The sequence below is a fragment of the Streptomyces sp. NPDC004609 genome (assembly GCF_042873655.1).
In the GTDB taxonomy this organism is placed as follows: Bacteria; Actinomycetota; Actinomycetes; order Streptomycetales; family Streptomycetaceae; genus Streptomyces.
This window is the reverse complement of sequence record NZ_JBIALS010000008.1, coordinates 268242-284044: the sequence shown is the minus strand read 5'-3', so window position 1 is coordinate 284044 and position 15803 is coordinate 268242. Positions and strand designations below refer to the sequence as shown.

At 73.0% G+C, this 15803-nt stretch carries 8 protein-coding genes, 1 pseudogene and 1 riboswitch; of the genes and pseudogenes, 4 read left to right on the top strand and 5 right to left on the bottom strand.

What is annotated here, in order from left to right; all coding sequences use genetic code 11:
* Positions 1 to 89 precede the first annotated feature (89 nt).
* Positions 90 to 449: pseudogene (locus ACFYT4_RS11595) on the bottom strand (glycoside hydrolase); the annotation flags it as partial.
* 11 nt (positions 450 to 460) lie between these two features.
* A riboswitch (cyclic di-AMP (ydaO/yuaA leader) is annotated at positions 461 to 628 on the bottom strand.
* Between the two features lie 573 nt (positions 629 to 1201).
* Between ACFYT4_RS11595 and pcrA the strand changes: the two are divergent.
* A complete protein-coding gene (gene pcrA / locus ACFYT4_RS11590) occupies positions 1202 to 3682 on the top strand; it encodes a DNA helicase PcrA (protein WP_389267354.1) in 2481 nt (826 codons plus the stop codon).
* A gap of 276 nt (positions 3683 to 3958) precedes the next feature.
* Here pcrA and ACFYT4_RS11585 read toward each other — a convergent pair whose 3' ends face one another.
* Entirely contained in the window at positions 3959 to 5770 is a 1812-nt protein-coding gene (locus tag ACFYT4_RS11585; protein WP_389267353.1) for a M23 family metallopeptidase, read from the bottom strand.
* 298 nt (positions 5771 to 6068) lie between these two features.
* On the bottom strand, positions 6069 to 7202 hold the full coding sequence (locus tag ACFYT4_RS11580; RefSeq protein WP_389267375.1) for an alpha/beta fold hydrolase: 1134 nt from the start codon (positions 7200 to 7202) through the stop codon (positions 6069 to 6071).
* A gap of 384 nt (positions 7203 to 7586) precedes the next feature.
* Here ACFYT4_RS11580 and ACFYT4_RS11575 point away from each other — a divergent pair, with 384 nt between their 5' ends.
* A complete protein-coding gene (locus ACFYT4_RS11575) occupies positions 7587 to 8000 on the top strand; it encodes a cobalamin B12-binding domain-containing protein (RefSeq protein WP_389267352.1) in 414 nt (137 codons plus the stop codon).
* A gap of 487 nt (positions 8001 to 8487) precedes the next feature.
* Here ACFYT4_RS11575 and ACFYT4_RS11570 read toward each other — a convergent pair whose 3' ends face one another.
* Both ACFYT4_RS11570 and ACFYT4_RS11565 read right to left on the bottom strand, forming a co-directional pair.
* Positions 8488 to 10155: a DUF5691 domain-containing protein gene (locus tag ACFYT4_RS11570; RefSeq protein WP_389267351.1), complete on the bottom strand. Its 1668-nt coding sequence runs from the start codon at positions 10153 to 10155 to the stop codon at positions 8488 to 8490.
* A gap of 25 nt (positions 10156 to 10180) precedes the next feature.
* Positions 10181 to 11530 (bottom strand): SWIM zinc finger family protein, encoded by a 1350-nt coding sequence (locus tag ACFYT4_RS11565; protein ID WP_389267350.1) that lies wholly within the window; start codon positions 11528 to 11530, stop codon positions 10181 to 10183.
* A 138-nt stretch (positions 11531 to 11668) separates the two neighbouring features.
* Here ACFYT4_RS11565 and ACFYT4_RS11560 point away from each other — a divergent pair, with 138 nt between their 5' ends.
* Entirely contained in the window at positions 11669 to 12781 is a 1113-nt protein-coding gene (locus tag ACFYT4_RS11560) for an AAA family ATPase (RefSeq protein WP_389267349.1), read from the top strand.
* Positions 12778 to 15465: a DUF5682 family protein gene (locus ACFYT4_RS11555; protein WP_389267348.1), complete on the top strand. Its 2688-nt coding sequence runs from the start codon at positions 12778 to 12780 to the stop codon at positions 15463 to 15465. The genes ACFYT4_RS11560 and ACFYT4_RS11555 overlap by 4 nt, the downstream gene beginning before the upstream one ends.
* The last annotated feature ends 338 nt before the right edge of the window (positions 15466 to 15803 follow it).

Sequence of the window (15803 nt, the reverse complement as noted above, 5' to 3'; positions counted from 1 at the left end):
AACTCCGGCGGGTAGTTCTTCATGACCACGAGATGTCCGTTCTCAGATCCTCAGGATCCAGTTTCTCGTGTGTTCAGGATTCGGGGTCAAGGCCCGACCGCGCCCGTGCGGTACTGGGCCGCGGCGTAGGAGCCGAGCGTCCGGCGGGACTCGTTCAGTTCGTCCGCGCGCTGCGCCGCGTCGTCGAGGAGCCCATCCACCTGCCGCTGTTTCTCGGCCGTGGCCTCCTTGGCCCTGTTGAACTCCTGAGTCGCGGTACCGGCCTGCCGGTACAGATCGTCGACCTTCTTCTGCACCTCCTCGACGGAGGGCTTCGGCTCCGGCGCGCCCGGCGCGGCGGAGGCGTTCCCCGCCGACAGCAGGCCGACGGAGGCGAGTGCCGCGCTGGTGATACCGGCGGCCGTCAGGGGTTTCGCGGTAAGACTTCGGGGCTTGCGATGCGACGCCAAGGTCTGGCATCTCCTTCTTCCGTTGACCGCCTACCGGGTTAGCTGTCGGGTTCGGGCGGAACGGAAGGTCGCCCTACGGGCCGGTCGTTTCAGGCCAGTCCGATTCACCCCGGTTGTGCATGGTGGGTCCCCGGTTTCGAACTTCCGTCAGGAAAGCCCGAATTCGACGTGGCCGCCCGCTTGGCGTGGATCGCCGTGGGGGTACGGGCCGCCTGATCGAGCACGCTAGCCAACGGTGTGGCCCCTGTGAAGGTCGATGTTCGATATGCCCGATACATTTCCGTGACCTTGGCGCGGAGGAGGGCGGGACGCGGCGGCCTCGGCCCATGACCGAAAGAGGTCGCTCGGCCACCCGCGGTGCGCGGGCGACGGCTGCCGGAACCGCGTCCCCGCGACAGCCGGCCGCACCCCGGGAACCCGCGCCGTGACGCGATCGCGGCAGGTCACGGCAGGTCACCGTCGGTGCGACAGCCGTATCCTCGTGACGGCCCGGCCACCGGCGCGGACGCGCCCCGGAATCGCTCACCGGAGCCCGGGTCCCGCCCCGGGCACGGCGCCGGAGCCCGCCGCCGGGCCGCCGTGCCTCACCGGAGCCGAGGCGCCCCGTCCGTATCCGCACGGTCGCCGGGTGCGTACAGTACGCAACGACCGGGCCGAATCGGTGTGATCACCGCGTCCGTACGCCTCCCGGCCGCCCCGTCGGCCGGATGCGGCGGCGGGCTGTCAGTGCCGAGGCATAAACTCGGAGAGCGATGAGCAGCCTCTTTGACGAAGACTTCCTGGCGAACCTCCAGCGCACCCCGGAGGAGCCCCCGCCGCCGCCCGAGGACCACGAAGGTCCCGAGGGCCGGGCCCGGGAGGAGATTCCGGACGATCTCTTCCAGGGCGCATTTGACGTGCCCCCCGCCCGGGACGCGTACCACCGTGACGGCGCGCCCCGGACGGTCGTGGACCCCGAAGCCCTGCTCGACGGGCTGAACGAGCAGCAGCGCGCCGCCGTCGTGCACACCGGCTCCCCCCTGCTCATCGTCGCCGGGGCCGGATCGGGCAAGACCCGGGTGCTGACCCACCGGATCGCCCATCTCCTCGCGACCCGCCGCGTCCACCCCGGGCAGATACTGGCGATCACCTTCACCAACAAGGCCGCCGGTGAGATGAAGGAGCGCGTCGAGCAGCTCGTCGGCCCGCGGGCCAACGCGATGTGGGTCTCGACCTTCCACAGCGCCTGCGTCCGCATCCTGCGCCGCGAGTCCAAGAAACTGGGCTTCACCTCGTCGTTCTCGATCTACGACGCGGCCGACTCCAAGCGGCTGATGGCCCTGGTCTGCCGCGATCTCGACCTCGATCCCAAGAAGTTCCCGCCGAAGTCCTTCAGCGCCCAGATCTCGAATCTGAAGAACGAGCTGATCGACGAGGAGACCTTCAGCGACCAGGCCGGCGGGTCCGGGGGCGGCTTCGAGAAGACGCTCGCCGAGGCGTACCGGATGTACCAGGCGCGGCTGCGTGAGGCCAATGCCCTGGACTTCGACGACATCATCATGACGACCGTCCATCTCCTCCAGGCGTTCCCGGACGTCGCCGAGCACTACCGGCGGCGCTTCCGCCATGTCCTCGTCGACGAGTACCAGGACACCAACCACGCCCAGTACACGCTCGTACGCGAACTGGTGGGCACCGGATACGAGGATCTGCCGCCCGCCGAGCTGTGTGTCGTCGGCGACGCCGACCAGTCGATCTACGCCTTCCGCGGCGCGACCATCCGGAACATCCTCCAGTTCGAGGAGGACTACCCCGAGGCGACGACCATCCTGCTGGAGCAGAACTACCGCTCCACACAGACGATCCTGTCCGCCGCCAACGCCGTCATCGAGCGCAATGAGAGCCGCCGCCCCAAGAACCTGTGGACCAACGCGGGCGCGGGCGCGCAGATCACCGGCTATGTCGCCGACACCGAGCACGACGAGGCCCAGTTCGTCGCCGACGAGATCGACCGGCTCACCGACGCGGGCGACGCGAAGGCGGGCGACGTCGCCGTCTTCTACCGTACGAACGCCCAGTCCCGTGTCTTCGAGGAGATCTTCATCCGCGTCGGCCTGCCGTACAAGGTCGTCGGCGGTGTCCGCTTCTACGAGCGCAAGGAGGTCCGGGACGTTCTCGCCTATCTGCGCGTCCTGGCCAACCCCGAGGACAACGTCCCGCTGCGCCGCATCCTCAATGTGCCCAAGCGCGGTATCGGCGACCGCGCGGAGGCGATGATCGACGCGCTCGCGCTGCGCGAGAAGATCACCTTCCCGCAGGCGCTGCGGCGCGTGGACGAGGCGTACGGCATGGCGGCCCGCTCCGCGAACGCGGTCAAGCGGTTCAACGTGCTGATGGAGGACCTGCGGACGATCGTCGAGTCCGGCGCGGGACCCGCCGTGGTCCTGGAGGCCGTCCTGGAGCGCACCGGCTATCTCGCCGAGCTCCAGGCGTCGACCGACCCGCAGGACGAGACCCGGATCGAGAACCTCCAGGAACTGGCGGCGGTGGCCCTGGAGTTCGAGCAGGCGCGCGGCGAGGAGGAGGGCGCCGGCACCCTCGCCGAGTTCCTGGAGCAGGTCGCGCTCGTCGCCGACTCCGACCAGATCCCGGACGAGGACGAGGAGGGCTCCGGTGTCATCACCCTGATGACCCTGCACACCGCCAAGGGCCTCGAATTCCCCGTGGTGTTCCTGACCGGCATGGAGGACGGCGTCTTCCCGCACATGCGTGCCCTCGGCCAGACGAAGGAGCTGGAGGAGGAGCGCCGGCTCGCGTACGTCGGCATCACACGCGCGCGTGAGCGGCTGTATCTGACCCGGTCGTCGATGCGGAGCGCCTGGGGCCAGCCCTCGTACAACCCGCCGTCCCGCTTCCTTGAGGAGATCCCGGGACGGCATCTGGAGTGGAAGCGCACGGGCCCGATGGCCGCGCCCGCGGGCCCCACGGCGGGTATCGGCTCGCGTCTGCCGTCGATGCCGTCGTCGCGGCGCTCGGGCACGTCCGGCGCCACCGGGTTCGCCACCCGGCGCGGGGCGTCCGACAAGCCGGTGATCTCCCTCGCGGTCGGCGACCGTGTGACGCACGACCAGTTCGGGCTGGGGACCGTCGTCGAGGTGTCGGGAATGGCGGAGACCGCGGAGGCGGTCATCGACTTCGGCGGCGCCAAGCCGAAGCGGCTCCTGCTGAGGTACGCGCCGGTCGAGAAGCTCTGACCGCTGCGGGCAGCTGATCCGGGTCCCGGCGGGAGCGGCTGGTCCGGGACCCGCTGATCCGGTCCGGCCGAAGTCCCGTGCGGGGGTGCGCCCGCGTGATCCGGTCCGGGTGGGAGCCGTCGGCTCGGGGTGAGGGGGCCGTCGCGGGTCCCCCGGCGATGGCGGTGGCGCCGGGCGGGTGTGTCCCGGCGACGGCCGCGCGCGGGTGTTGCCCTCGCCGGGGTTCGGGCAGCCCGTGGCGGCGACCCGCGACCGGGTGGGTGGTGCGGCGCTCGATCAGATCGGGTTGAGGCCGTGGCTCTGCAGCCACGTCAGGGGGTTGATCGTGGAGCCCCCGCCGGGCCGGACCTCGAAGTGGAGGTGGGGGCCGGTGGAGTTGCCGGAGTTGCCGGAGTACGCGATGACGTCACCGGCCTTCACCTTGCCGGAGCGGACCTTGGCGCTCGACAGATGGCAGTACCAGGTCTCGGTGCCGTCGGGCGCGGTCACGATGACCATGTTGCCGTACGCGCTGTTGAACTGGGTACGGACGGTGCCGTCGGTCGCCGCCATGACCTCGGAGCCGTAGGCCACCGGGAAGTCGATGCCCGTGTGCAGGGCCATCCAGTTGACGCCGGACTGGCCGTAGTAAGTACTGAGGCCCTTCTGCTTCACCGGGAGCGCGAACTTGGGCCGCAGGGCCTCGCGCCGCTTGGCCTCTTCCTCGCGCTTCTGGCGCTCCGCCTCCTGGCGCGCCTTCAGGTCGATGCGCTCCTGGGTGCGGGAGGCGCGGTCGCCGAAGTCACGGGCCTCGGCGCTCAGTGCGGCGAGCTGGGTGTCCATCTTGCTGTTCGCGGCGACCTCCTTGACGGAGGAGGCGTCGGCGGCGGCCAGCTTGGTGGTGTCTTCCTTGGGCCTCTCGCCGCCCATGCCGCCGACGGAGGCGGCGGCGATGCCCGCGACGCCCATGACACAGGCGGAGGGGACGGCGACGGTGAGAAGTGCGGAGCGCTTCGCGGGAGTACGGCGACGGCCGCGGGCTCCGCCGCCCGCGCGGCGCACCGGGCGGGGGGTGACGGGGGTAGCCGCCCTGATGGGCTCCGGTTCCGGTTCGGGGTCCGCTTCCGGTGCGGCGTCGGGGCCGTCGTGGAAGCCGGATTCCGGGTCGAGTCCCGTACCGGGGTCGCTCGGCCCCGCACCCGTTGTTCCGGTGGCTTCGGTGTCCGTGAGGGAGGCGCTGTCCGGGGCGGAGCCGGTGTCGCCGCCGTCGAGGTCGCTCTCGTAGGAGGGGTGTCCGGGGGCGCGGGTCCCGTAGTCGGCCGTTCCGTACTCGGGTGTCGCCGTGTACTCGGGGAGGTCCGCGTAGTCGGGGACCTCGGCGTACTCGGGCGCTTCCGTGCCGAGCTGCTGCGCGCGTTCCTGCATCGGCTCGGGGCGGAACTCCTGGGTGCCGCCGAATTCCTGCGCGACCGGGGTGAACTCGGCGTTGAAGTCGCCGGTTCCGCGGTATTCGGTGAACTCCTGCTCGGGCACGTACTGCTGCGGTACGAGGGGGAGCGGCTCGACACCCGCCGTGTCCCAGCCGGTGGCGGCATCGGCCTCGAACCGGTCTGTCTCGAACTGCCCCGTGCTGAACTGCCCGGTGCCGAACTCCCCGGTCGCGAAGGCGGGCGCCGCCCACTGGCCGGTGGTGTCGTACGCGAGGGCGGCGGCGGAGGTCTCGAACTGCCCGCTGTCGAGCCGACCGGCCTCGAACTCCCCGGTACTGAACTCTCCGGTCCCGAACTCCCCGGTCGCGGCGGGCGGGCACCAGGCGGTGGCGTCCCACTGGCCCGTCGCGTCGTACGGAACGAACTGCGGTGTCTGCTGCGTCTGCTGTGACGGCGGGGTCTGCTGGACCGCCGGGGACTCCGTGTACACGCCGTAACCGGCGGTGGTGGCACAGGGCGAGCCGGTGTCCCACTGAGTGGAGTCGTACTGACCGCTGTGACCGGTCTCGTAGCCACCCGGACCGTCGGGAAGGGCACCGAAAAGCGGGTCGGTGTCAAAGCTGCCTGGGGGGTACTGGTCGTGGCCGACGTACCCGGCGTGGGCGTGCTGGTCGTTCACCAACTTCTCTCTCGCCTCGGCAGCAGGACCTCTGGATCTGGGGCCATGGAGCAGACGGGTCCCAGAGGGGAACCAGTGGCGGCGACTGTACCCGGCGGTATGCGACGGCGACAATCTTCCCCTGGTTTTGGGCGGTCAGGAAACGGGCATTCGAGCGTCTTTCGGGGGCCGGAGGAAGAGCTTTGGCCCTACGTTCGAAATACGTTCGACATCCTGTTACCTGAGGTGAGGTTCAGGGGCGCGCCTTGGCGGGGCGAAGGGCCATCGGGGGCTCGGCGGCCGGGTGTCCGGGCGTGCGTCAGGCGACCGAGACGGCTCCCGGAGTGCCCGTCTCGGACTCGCTGCCCTCCAGGCACTGCCGGATCCGGGCCGCGACCGCCGGATGGACCGGCAGGGCAAGATGTCCGATGCCGCTGACCTGCACATTTTCCGTGATCAGGTCGGGGTGCTCGACACGTGCGGTCTCCACCGGGGTCATCAACTGGTCCAGATCGCTCCAGAAACTCACGAACCGGGTCCGGCAGCCGGGGGCGGGCCCGCGCAGCTCCTCGATCACATCCGAGTCGGGGCGCATCTGGCGCACGATCGGGTGCGCGCTCGCGAGTGGGGCGACGGTGGTGCCGGAGTGGGGGGTGCCGAGGGTGACGACCGTACGCACCCGAAGGTCACCGCCGAGGCACTGCGCGTAGTAGCGGGCGATCAGGCCGCCCAGGCTGTGTCCGACGATGTCCACCTCGCTGCGCCCGGTGCGGGCGCAGATCTCCTCGATATGCCGCCCGAGCAACTCGGCGGCGGCCCGGATGTCGCAGGTGAGGGGGGAGTAGTTCAGGCACTCCAGATGGCGCCAGCCGTGACGGGAGAGGGAGCGGCGGAGCAGTACGAACACGGAACGGTTGTCGACGAAGCCGTGCAGGAGGACCACGGGCGGATGGCCGGGGTGGCCGTCGGCGGCCAGGGGGACGGGCAGGGGAGTGGGCTCGGCGATCCCGGTCTCCGGGCCGCGTGCCCGGGGAGGCGCGGCCTTCAGCTTCCGGGCGTCGGGGGCGCCGCTTCCTGGGGGAGGAGGGGGCACGGCTTCGGCCGCGCTCCGGTCCTGGACGGGGTCCCGGTCCTGGGACGGCCCCCGGTCCGCGGCCTGCTTCCGGTCCGAGGCCGCGCGCTGGTCCCCGCCCTGGCCCCGGTCACGTTTCCGGGGGCTGCCGGGGGTCCGGGCGGCGTCCGGGGGACGCGGTGTGCCGGCGGCCCCGGGCGGGCCGGGGTCCTGCGCGAGGTCCGCGCCCGGGCGCTCCTGGGTGAGGCCGGAGGGGTAGAGCAGCACATGCCCGGCGAGGATCGCCAGCTCAAGGGCGGTGGCGCGCAGCACCACGGTCGGAACGCGCAGATCGCATACGTTCCCCAGTCTGCGCACGGTCTCCAGGCTTGCGGTGAGCATGCCCATGGGGTTCAGACTCGGGGGAAGGAAGGGCAGAACCTTCATGGGCCGACCTCCGTACGGCACGCCGGAGACGGCTTCGTCCCCGCATGCCCTCATGGGCCCCTTCGTCCCCGGCCCGGTGCCGACGGCTCGGCGGTGGGTCGGCGACCTGGGAACCACACCGCCGTGCCGCCTGGCTGGCGGCCCGGTGGAACGGCCCTGAAGCGGCTCCCTCGTGCTCGCCCCGCCGCGACTGGTGTGTCGCGTGGTGCGGGAACGACGCACAGTGAACTTGTCCCATGTGTGATTTCCCCCTCCCCGCCCACCGCGAAACGGCCAGGTGCGGGATGCTGTAGATAACGATCGTTCACTGGTGGCGCAGTCAGTCGTGTGGAGGCAGAGATGGGTGTGACCGGTCCTATCCGCGTAGTAGTGGCCAAGCCGGGGCTCGACGGTCACGACCGCGGGGCCAAAGTGATCGCCCGCGCCTTGCGGGACGCCGGCATGGAGGTCATCTACACCGGTCTGCACCAGACCCCCGAGCAGATCGTCGACACCGCGATCCAGGAGGACGCGGACGCGATCGGGCTCTCCATCCTCTCGGGCGCCCACAACACCCTCTTCGCGAAGGTCCTGGACCTCCTCAAGGACCGTGACGCGGAGGACATCAAGGTCTTCGGCGGCGGCATCATCCCCGAGGCGGATATCGCGCCCCTGAAGGCGAAGGGGGTCGCGGAGATCTTCACCCCCGGAGCCACGACGACCTCCATCGTCGAATGGGTCAACGCGAACGTCCGCCAGCCGGCCGGCGCCTGACCGCCCCGCCCTCTTTCCCTCCCCTTCCTGTTCCTGTTGCTGCTTCTCTCCTGTCCCGCCCCGGGCTCTCCCGGCCCCGGTTCTGTCCTTACTCCTGGCCCAGGACGGTGTCCGCCGCCCCGGGGCCGGGAGAAGTCCGCGGGGAAGTCTCCTTCCGCCCTTCGGGCGGGTCTCTCTTCAGCCGCTCCTAGGGGGAGGGAGCCGGAGGCGCCCGGATGAAGGCGGAGAGGCCGCCTGAAGGTTGTGGCGGGCCCGGCTGAAGGGGCCGAAAGGCCCGGACGGAAGGGCGGAGAAGCTGGCTGAAGAAGAGGCCGGCTGAAGGGCGGACGCGCCCGGTCGGGCGGAGGAAGCCGCTCCCCGGGACGCGTACGGTCTCGGCCCGGCCCCCGACGCCCGTGCGATCCTCCGGCGCCGCCCGGTTGGCGCGCGAGGCCACCGATTCCCGGGGTGGGTCCCGGGGTGGTGGTGCCACCCCGGGAGCCCGGCGTCAGGCGGGGGCGGCCTCTCCCGGGCCGTCGTGCACGGCGGCCGGTCTCAGTTCGTCGTGCATGGCGGCGCGGAGGCGGAGCGTGGAGACCAGGCGCTGGAACGCCTCCGACCAGTAGGCTCCCGCGCCCGGGGAGGCGCCCTCCGTCTCGTCGGGGGTGGCCGTCAGGAGATCGAGGCGGGCGGCCTCCTCGGGGGAGAGACAGCGCTCGGCCAGGCCCATGACGCCACTGAAGCTCCAGGGATAGCTGCCGGCCTCCCGGGCTATGTCCAGGGCGTCGACCACCGAACGGCCCAGCGGCTCCGCCCAGGGCACCGCGCACACCCCCAGCAGCTGGAACGCCTCCGACAGGCCGTGGGCCGCTATGAAGTCCGCGACCCATGCCGCCCGCTCCTCCCCGGGAAGCGTCGCGAGCAGTTTCGCCCGCTCCGCCAGGGAAGAGGTGCCGGGGCCCACCTCGGGCGGTGTGCCGGGGGCGCCGAGCAGGGCCCGGGACCACTCCGCGTCCCGCTGGCGCACCGCGGCCCGGCACCAGGCCGCGTGGAGTTCGGCGGCCCAGCCGTCGGTCACGGGCAGGGCGACGATCTCCGCCGCCGTACGCCCCCCGAAGTGCTCGGGCCAGACGGAGAGCGGCGCGGACTCCACCAGCTGGCCCAGCCACCAGGAACGCTTGCCCCGGCCCGTGGGCGGCGCCGCGACGACACCGTCTCGCTGCATGTCCGCATCGCACTCCCGCGGCGCCTCCACGGCGGCCATCGTGCCCTGCGCGCCCCGGTCCAGCCGTACGCAGGCCGCGGCCCGGGCCGCCATCCGTCCGGCGAGCGCGGAGTCGGGCAGTGCGGACAGCAGCTCCGCGGCCGTGGCACGGACATTGCGGCTGCGGTCGGCCAGCGCCTGCTCCAGGAACGGCTCGTCCGCGCCCGACAGCCCCGTCCGCAACGAGTCGAGGAACATCAGCCGGTCCTCCGCCCGCTCACCGGACCAGGTCCCGGCGAGCAGCGCCAGCGCCCGGCCCGCGTCATAGGCACGGACCGCTCCCAGCAGCGCGACCCGCTCGGCGAAGAGGCCCTCGTCCCACAGCCGCTGGACGGCCGCCGCGTCGGCGGCGTCGGGCAGGAGCACCCCGCCGCCCGAGGAGCCGCGCAGGGCGAACTTCCACTCCGGGTTGAAACGGGCCAGCCACAGCCCGCGCGCCCCGGCGAAGGCGAGCGCGGACGGTCGCAGATCCGTCCTCGCCCGGGCCGCGTCCAGCAGGGCGGGAAGCAGCGACGGCGGGGCCTGATAGCCGTGCCCGTTGGCGGCGGCCAGCCACTGCGGCAGCAGCTCGGTCAGGTCCGGAGCCGTACCCCGCCGGCCGCCCGACGAGGGTGCGGAACGGTCGGCCAGCAGCTGGGCCAGCCGCCGCCGCGCGGCCACCGGCAGCCGGGGCCGCGGATCCCCGGGCGCGGGCTCCGGGCGGGCGGAGGCCGGAGCGGGCAGCAGCCCCGCCCGGCGCCGCACGGTGTGCACCGCCGCCGCGTCCAGCAGCGCGGCCGGAGCGTCCCGGCCCGAGGCCAGGACCCCGGGCGGCGGGGTACGGCGATCCGTGCCGAGAAGGGCCGAGGTCACGAGATCTTCCCAGTGCGCCGTGTGCTCCACGGGTGGTGAGGTGTCGGTGATGCCGGTCATGGCGTCCTCCTTCGCGGACCCGGATTCAGATCAGGGGGACGGTCTCGGCGTCGCTGCCGGGCTCCCAGGCCGCCAGCGGTGTCACGCCCTGATGCCCGCACTCCCCGAACACGGTGACCGGCCCCCCGCCGGACACCGCCGCGAGCTTCCACAGACCCGGCCGGGAGAGCGCGGCGGGTGCCACGGGCAGCGCGCTCCCGCCGTCCGCGTCCGCGAGCTGCCAGCCGCCGACGTCCGGGACGGGTATCACGTCCGTCAGTGTCACCGGCCAGCTCTCCAGCCAGGGGTCGTCGCGCAGCGCCAGCCCGTACGCCTCCAGCGCCGCGGCGACCGGCCCCCCGCGCGGCGCGCTCCCGCCCGGGACCGGCGGCCCGAAGGGCTCACCCATGTCCGCCCGCAGCTGCCCCGCGCCCGCGTACGGGGTCAGCCCGGCGTCGATCGACATCCCCACGGGCAGCGCCAGCTGCGGTGCGCGGCCCGCCGCCCCGAACGACAGCAGCAGCGCGATGCGCCCCGACTCCCTTCCGGACACCCATATACGGCGTGTGACGATCTTCCCGTCGGACGAGTCGTACTGGGCGAGGACCAGCCAGTGGTCCCGTACCGGCGGGCCCTCGGCGGGCGAGGTGAGGCCCACCCGGGTGCGGACCGTCGCCGCCAGCGGCTCCGGCAGCCGCTCCAGCCCCAGCCACGCGGAGTCCAGCAGATGGATCAGCGCGCACTCCTCCAGCAGCCGCACCGGCCACCCAGGCCCCGACCCGGGAATCGCCCCCAACTCCCGCACCCGCGCCGCCAGTCCCGGCGCCTGCGCGTCGACCATGCGGGCCGCGGTCTCCTCCCACAGTCCGTACCCCGACTGCTCGGCGGACGCGAGACCACCGCGCACCAGATCCTCCAGGCGCTGCTCCAGCTCTCGTGCGCCCGCCGTGATCCGCCCGGCCCTGCGCTCCGCCCTGCGCCTGGCCGCCTCGGGGTCCGCCGCCCTCGCCGGCTGCCCCTCGCCTGCTCCGGTCTGCTCCTTCTCGGTCCGCCTGCGACGCCCCTCCAACCACTCGTCCACCCAGTCCGGCGCGGTGCCCGCCCGCACCGCTTCCTCGTCCGCCGCCCACAGCAGCAGCAGCCCCAGCGCGTGCTTGCACGGGAACTTCCGGCTCGGGCAACTGCACTTGTACGCCGGGCCCGCCGTGTCGACGACCGTCTGATACGGCTTGCTCCCGCTGCCCTTGCACAGACCCCACACGGCACCCGCGCCGCTGCTGCCCGCGTCGGACCACGGCCCGGCCGAGCCCAGTTTGTTTCCCGCTCTGCGTGATGCGTCGTCAGGAGCCAGTGCCAGCACCTGTTCAGACGTCCAGCGCACCCCCATCTGATTCATGTCACCGACCGTACGGGCCACCACTGACAATCGGCCCGGATCGGCACCTGACCTGCGTAGACGGTCGATTGTCAGTGGCGTGGTGCAGTGTGGAAGCCACGTCGGATCGAACGAGTCGAACGATCTGGAGGGGGATCCATGACCATGTCCGAAACCTCAGCCGCAACCGGCGCGGAGGCACTGCGACCGCACGCCGAGGACGCCTTCGCCGACGAGTTGAAGGCGCTCGCCGCGGCCGACGACCGGCCGCGTCCGGTCGGCTGGCGGCTGTCGCCGTGGGCCGTCGCCCACTATCTGCTCGGCGGCGCCCTCCCCGACGGCACGGTCATCACCCCGAAGTACGTGGGACCGCGCCGCATCGTCGAAGTCGCCGTCACCACCCTCGCCACCGACCGCGCGCTGCTGCTGCTCGGCGTGCCCGGCACCGCCAAGACCTGGGTGTCCGAGCATCTGGCCGCGGCCGTCAGCGGCGACTCCACCCTCCTCGTGCAGGGCACGGCGGGCACCCCGGAAGAGGCGATCCGCTACGGGTGGAACTACGCGCAGCTGCTCGCCCACGGCCCCAGCCGGGACGCGCTCGTGCCCGGTCCCGTCATGCGCGCCATGTCCGACGGCATGACGGCGAGGGTCGAGGAGCTGACCCGTATCCCCGCCGACGTGCAGGACACGCTCATCACGATCCTGTCCGAGAAGAACCTGCCGATCCCCGAGCTGGGCCAGGAGGTGCAGGCGGTTCGCGGCTTCAATCTCATCGCCACCGCCAATGACCGCGACCGGGGGGTCAACGACCTTTCCAGCGCCCTGCGCCGCCGGTTCAACACCGTGGTGCTGCCGCTGCCCGCCACGCCCGACGCGGAGGTCGACATCGTTTCCCGGCGCGTCGACCAGATCGGGCGCTCGCTCGATCTGCCCGCCGTGCCCGAGGGACTTGAGGAGATCCGCCGGGTGGTCACCGTCTTCCGGGAGCTGCGCGACGGGGTCTCGGCCGACGGGCGCACCAAGCTCAAATCCCCGTCCGGCACGCTCTCCACGGCGGAGGCGATCTCCGTCGTCACGGGTGGTCTCGCCCTCGCCGCGCACTTCGGGGACGGCGTGCTCCGGCCGGGCGACGTCGCCGCCGGCATCCTCGGCGCCGTCGTCCGGGACCCGGCGGCCGACCGGGTCGTCTGGCAGGAGTATCTGGAGACGGTGGTCCGCGAGCGCGACGGCTGGAAGGACTTCTACCGCGCCTGCCGTGAGGTGAGCGCATGACCGGACCTCTGCTGCTCGGCGTCCGCCACCACGGCCCCGGTTCGGCGCGCGCGGTCCGGGCCGTACTGGAAGAGGCGAGCCCGCGCGTGGTTCTGATCGAGGGCCCGCCCGAGGGCGACGCGCTGCTCCCGCTCGCGGCGGACGAGCAGATGCGCCCGCCGGTCGCGCTGCTGGCCCACGCGGTGGACGACCCGGGCCAGGCCGCGTTCTGGCCGCTGGCCGAGTTCTCCCCGGAGTGGGTCGCGATCCGCTGGGCGCTCGGACGGGGGGTTCCGGTGCGGTTCATCGATCTTCCCGCGGCGTTCTCGCTGGCGCTGGCGGCACAGGACAAGGCATCCCCGGCCGAGCCGGCTCCGGCGGCCGGCCGGGGAGAGGGCCCCGGGGACCCCGGGCCGCGGCCCGCACCCGGGCCCCCGTGGGAGCCCGGTGCGGCGGAGGGGGACGCTCCGCCCGCGGGTTCCGCCGAGCGGCCGGACGGCGTCGACGACGGTCCCGGCGACGGTGCCGAGGGAGCGGGCGGTACCGATATGCGGATCGATCCCATCGCCGTGCTCGCCGAGGCCGCGGGATACGACGATCCCGAGCGATGGTGGGAGGACGTGGTCGAGCACCGGGGCCAGGGCGCCCGTCCCGGTCGGAACGGCGGGCGGGGAGACCGGCGCGCCGGAGCCGACTGGGCCGGCCCGCCGGCCGGGGCGGACCGCGATGCCCGGGGCGGTCCGGACGGCCGCGACGACCGGGTGGTCCGGGGTGAGACGGCCGACCAGGGCGACGGGGACGACCGGCACGACCGCGACGACCAGGGCGATCGGGGCGAACGGGAGGGCCGCGACCACGACGTCCACGACCACGGCGCCTACGAGCCGTTCGTCGCGCTCGGGGAGGCCATGGCCGAGCTGCGCGGGGTGTACGGCCACGGGGGACACGAGCGGGATCTCGCCCGCGAGGCGTACATGCGGCTCCAGCTGCGGGCCGCGCGCAAGGAGTTCGGGGACGACGTCGCCGTCGTCTGCGGGGCATGGCATGTGCCCGCGCTCGCGGAGAAGACGACCATCGCCGCCGACAAGGCCCTCATCAAGGGCCTGCCCAAGGTCAAGGCCGAGATGACCTGGGTGCCCTGGACACACCGCAGACTGGCCCGCCGCAGCGGGTACGGCGCGGGGATCGACTCCCCCGGATGGTACGGACATCTCTTCCGGGCCCAGGACCGCCCGATCGAGCGCTGGATGACCAAGGTCGCGGGGCTGCTGCGCGACGAGGACCGGATGGTGTCGTCGGCCCATGTCATCGAGGCCGTACGGCTCGCGGAGACCCTCGCCGCCATGCGCGGCAGGCCCCTCGCCGGGCTGACCGAGACGACCGACGCCATCCGGGCGGTGATGTGCGACGGCTCCGATGTGCCGCTGGACCTGATCCGGGACCGGCTCGTCGTCGGGGACGTTCTCGGGGAGGTGCCGGACGCCGCGCCCGCCGTGCCGTTGCAGCGCGACCTGGGCCGGTCCCAGCGAAGCCTGCGGCTCAGGCCGGAGGCCCTGGAGCGCGAGCTGGAGCTGGATCTGCGAAAGGAGAACGACGCGGCCAGGAGCCGGCTGCTGCACCGGCTGCGGCTGCTCTCCATCGGCTGGGGCGAGCCGGTCACGGGGCGGGGGAGCACCGGCACGTTCCGGGAGACCTGGCGGCTGCGCTGGGAGCCCGAGCTGTTCGTCCGGGTCGCCGAGGCGGGGGTCTGGGGCACCACCGTGCTCTCCGCCGCCACGGCCAAGGCCGAGCACCAGGCGCTCTCGACCACCGTTCTCTCCGAGATCACCGCCCTCGCCGAGGCGTGTCTGCCGGCCGAGCTGACCGACGCGCTCCCCGTCGTGATGCGCGCGCTCGCCGACCGCGCCGCGCTCGACACCGACGTCGGCCATCTCGCCCAGGCCCTGCCCGCCCTGGCCCGCTCCCTGCGGTACGGCGATGTGCGGTCCACCGACACCGCGGCGCTGGCCGAGGTCGCGACCGGTCTCGCCGAGCGGATCTGCGTCGGGCTGCCGCCCGCCTGCACGGGGCTGGACGCGGACGGCGCGGAGGCGATGCGCCGTCATCTGGACGCCGTCCACACCGCGATCGGGCTGCTGCCGGCGGCGGAGCAGCTCGCCGGGCGCTGGGGGGCCGTACTGCACCGGCTCGCCGCCCGCGACACCGTGCCCGGGGTCATCCGGGGCCGGGCCGCCCGCCTCCTGCTCGACGACGGGCGGCTCGAAGTCGACGAGGCCGCACGGCTGATGAGCCTCGCGCTCTCGCCGGGCACCCCGCCCACCGAGGCGGCCGCCTGGATCGAGGGCTTCGTCGGCGGCGCGTCCGGCGGGGGACTGCTCCTCGTACACGACGAGCGCCTGCTCGGGCTGGTCGACGCATGGCTCACGGGGGTGCCGGCGGACGCGTTCACCGACGTCCTGCCGCTGCTGCGCCGCACCTTCTCCGTGTACGAACCGGGGGTGCGCCGCACCCTCGGCGAACTGGTCCGCCGCGGACCGTCTGCGGCACCGGGAGGCAGCGGCCCGGCCGGTGCCGGGATCGCGGCACCCGGCTTCGGGCCCGGGCTGGACGAGCAGCGCGCGGACGCCGTGCTGCCGGTGCTCCGGCTGCTCCTCGGAATCGACGACGGCGACCGTACGGACAACCTTGCGGGGGTGGGGCGATGACTGTGACAACACCACGGGATGTGCCGGGGGGCGCGGGCGCCTGGGCGGACGCGCACACCCGCTCCGACACGGACGAACGGTCCGGGGTGGCAACGGCAACCGGCACCGTCTCGGGCACCACCGGCCCGGGAACGGCAACCGGCAGGGGCGCCGAACCGCGTGCGCAGACGGATTGGCGGGCGGTCGTCCCCGTGCGGACCGGCGCGGAGGAACGGACCGGCGCCTCGCCGGGCGCCGACCGGCCAGGCTCTCAGGACCCACCGGGTCTCCCGGGGCGGCCCGCCTCCCGGGACCGGTCGGGTGAGGGTGGGAGCGCGGGCGCCTCATCGGGCCGTCAG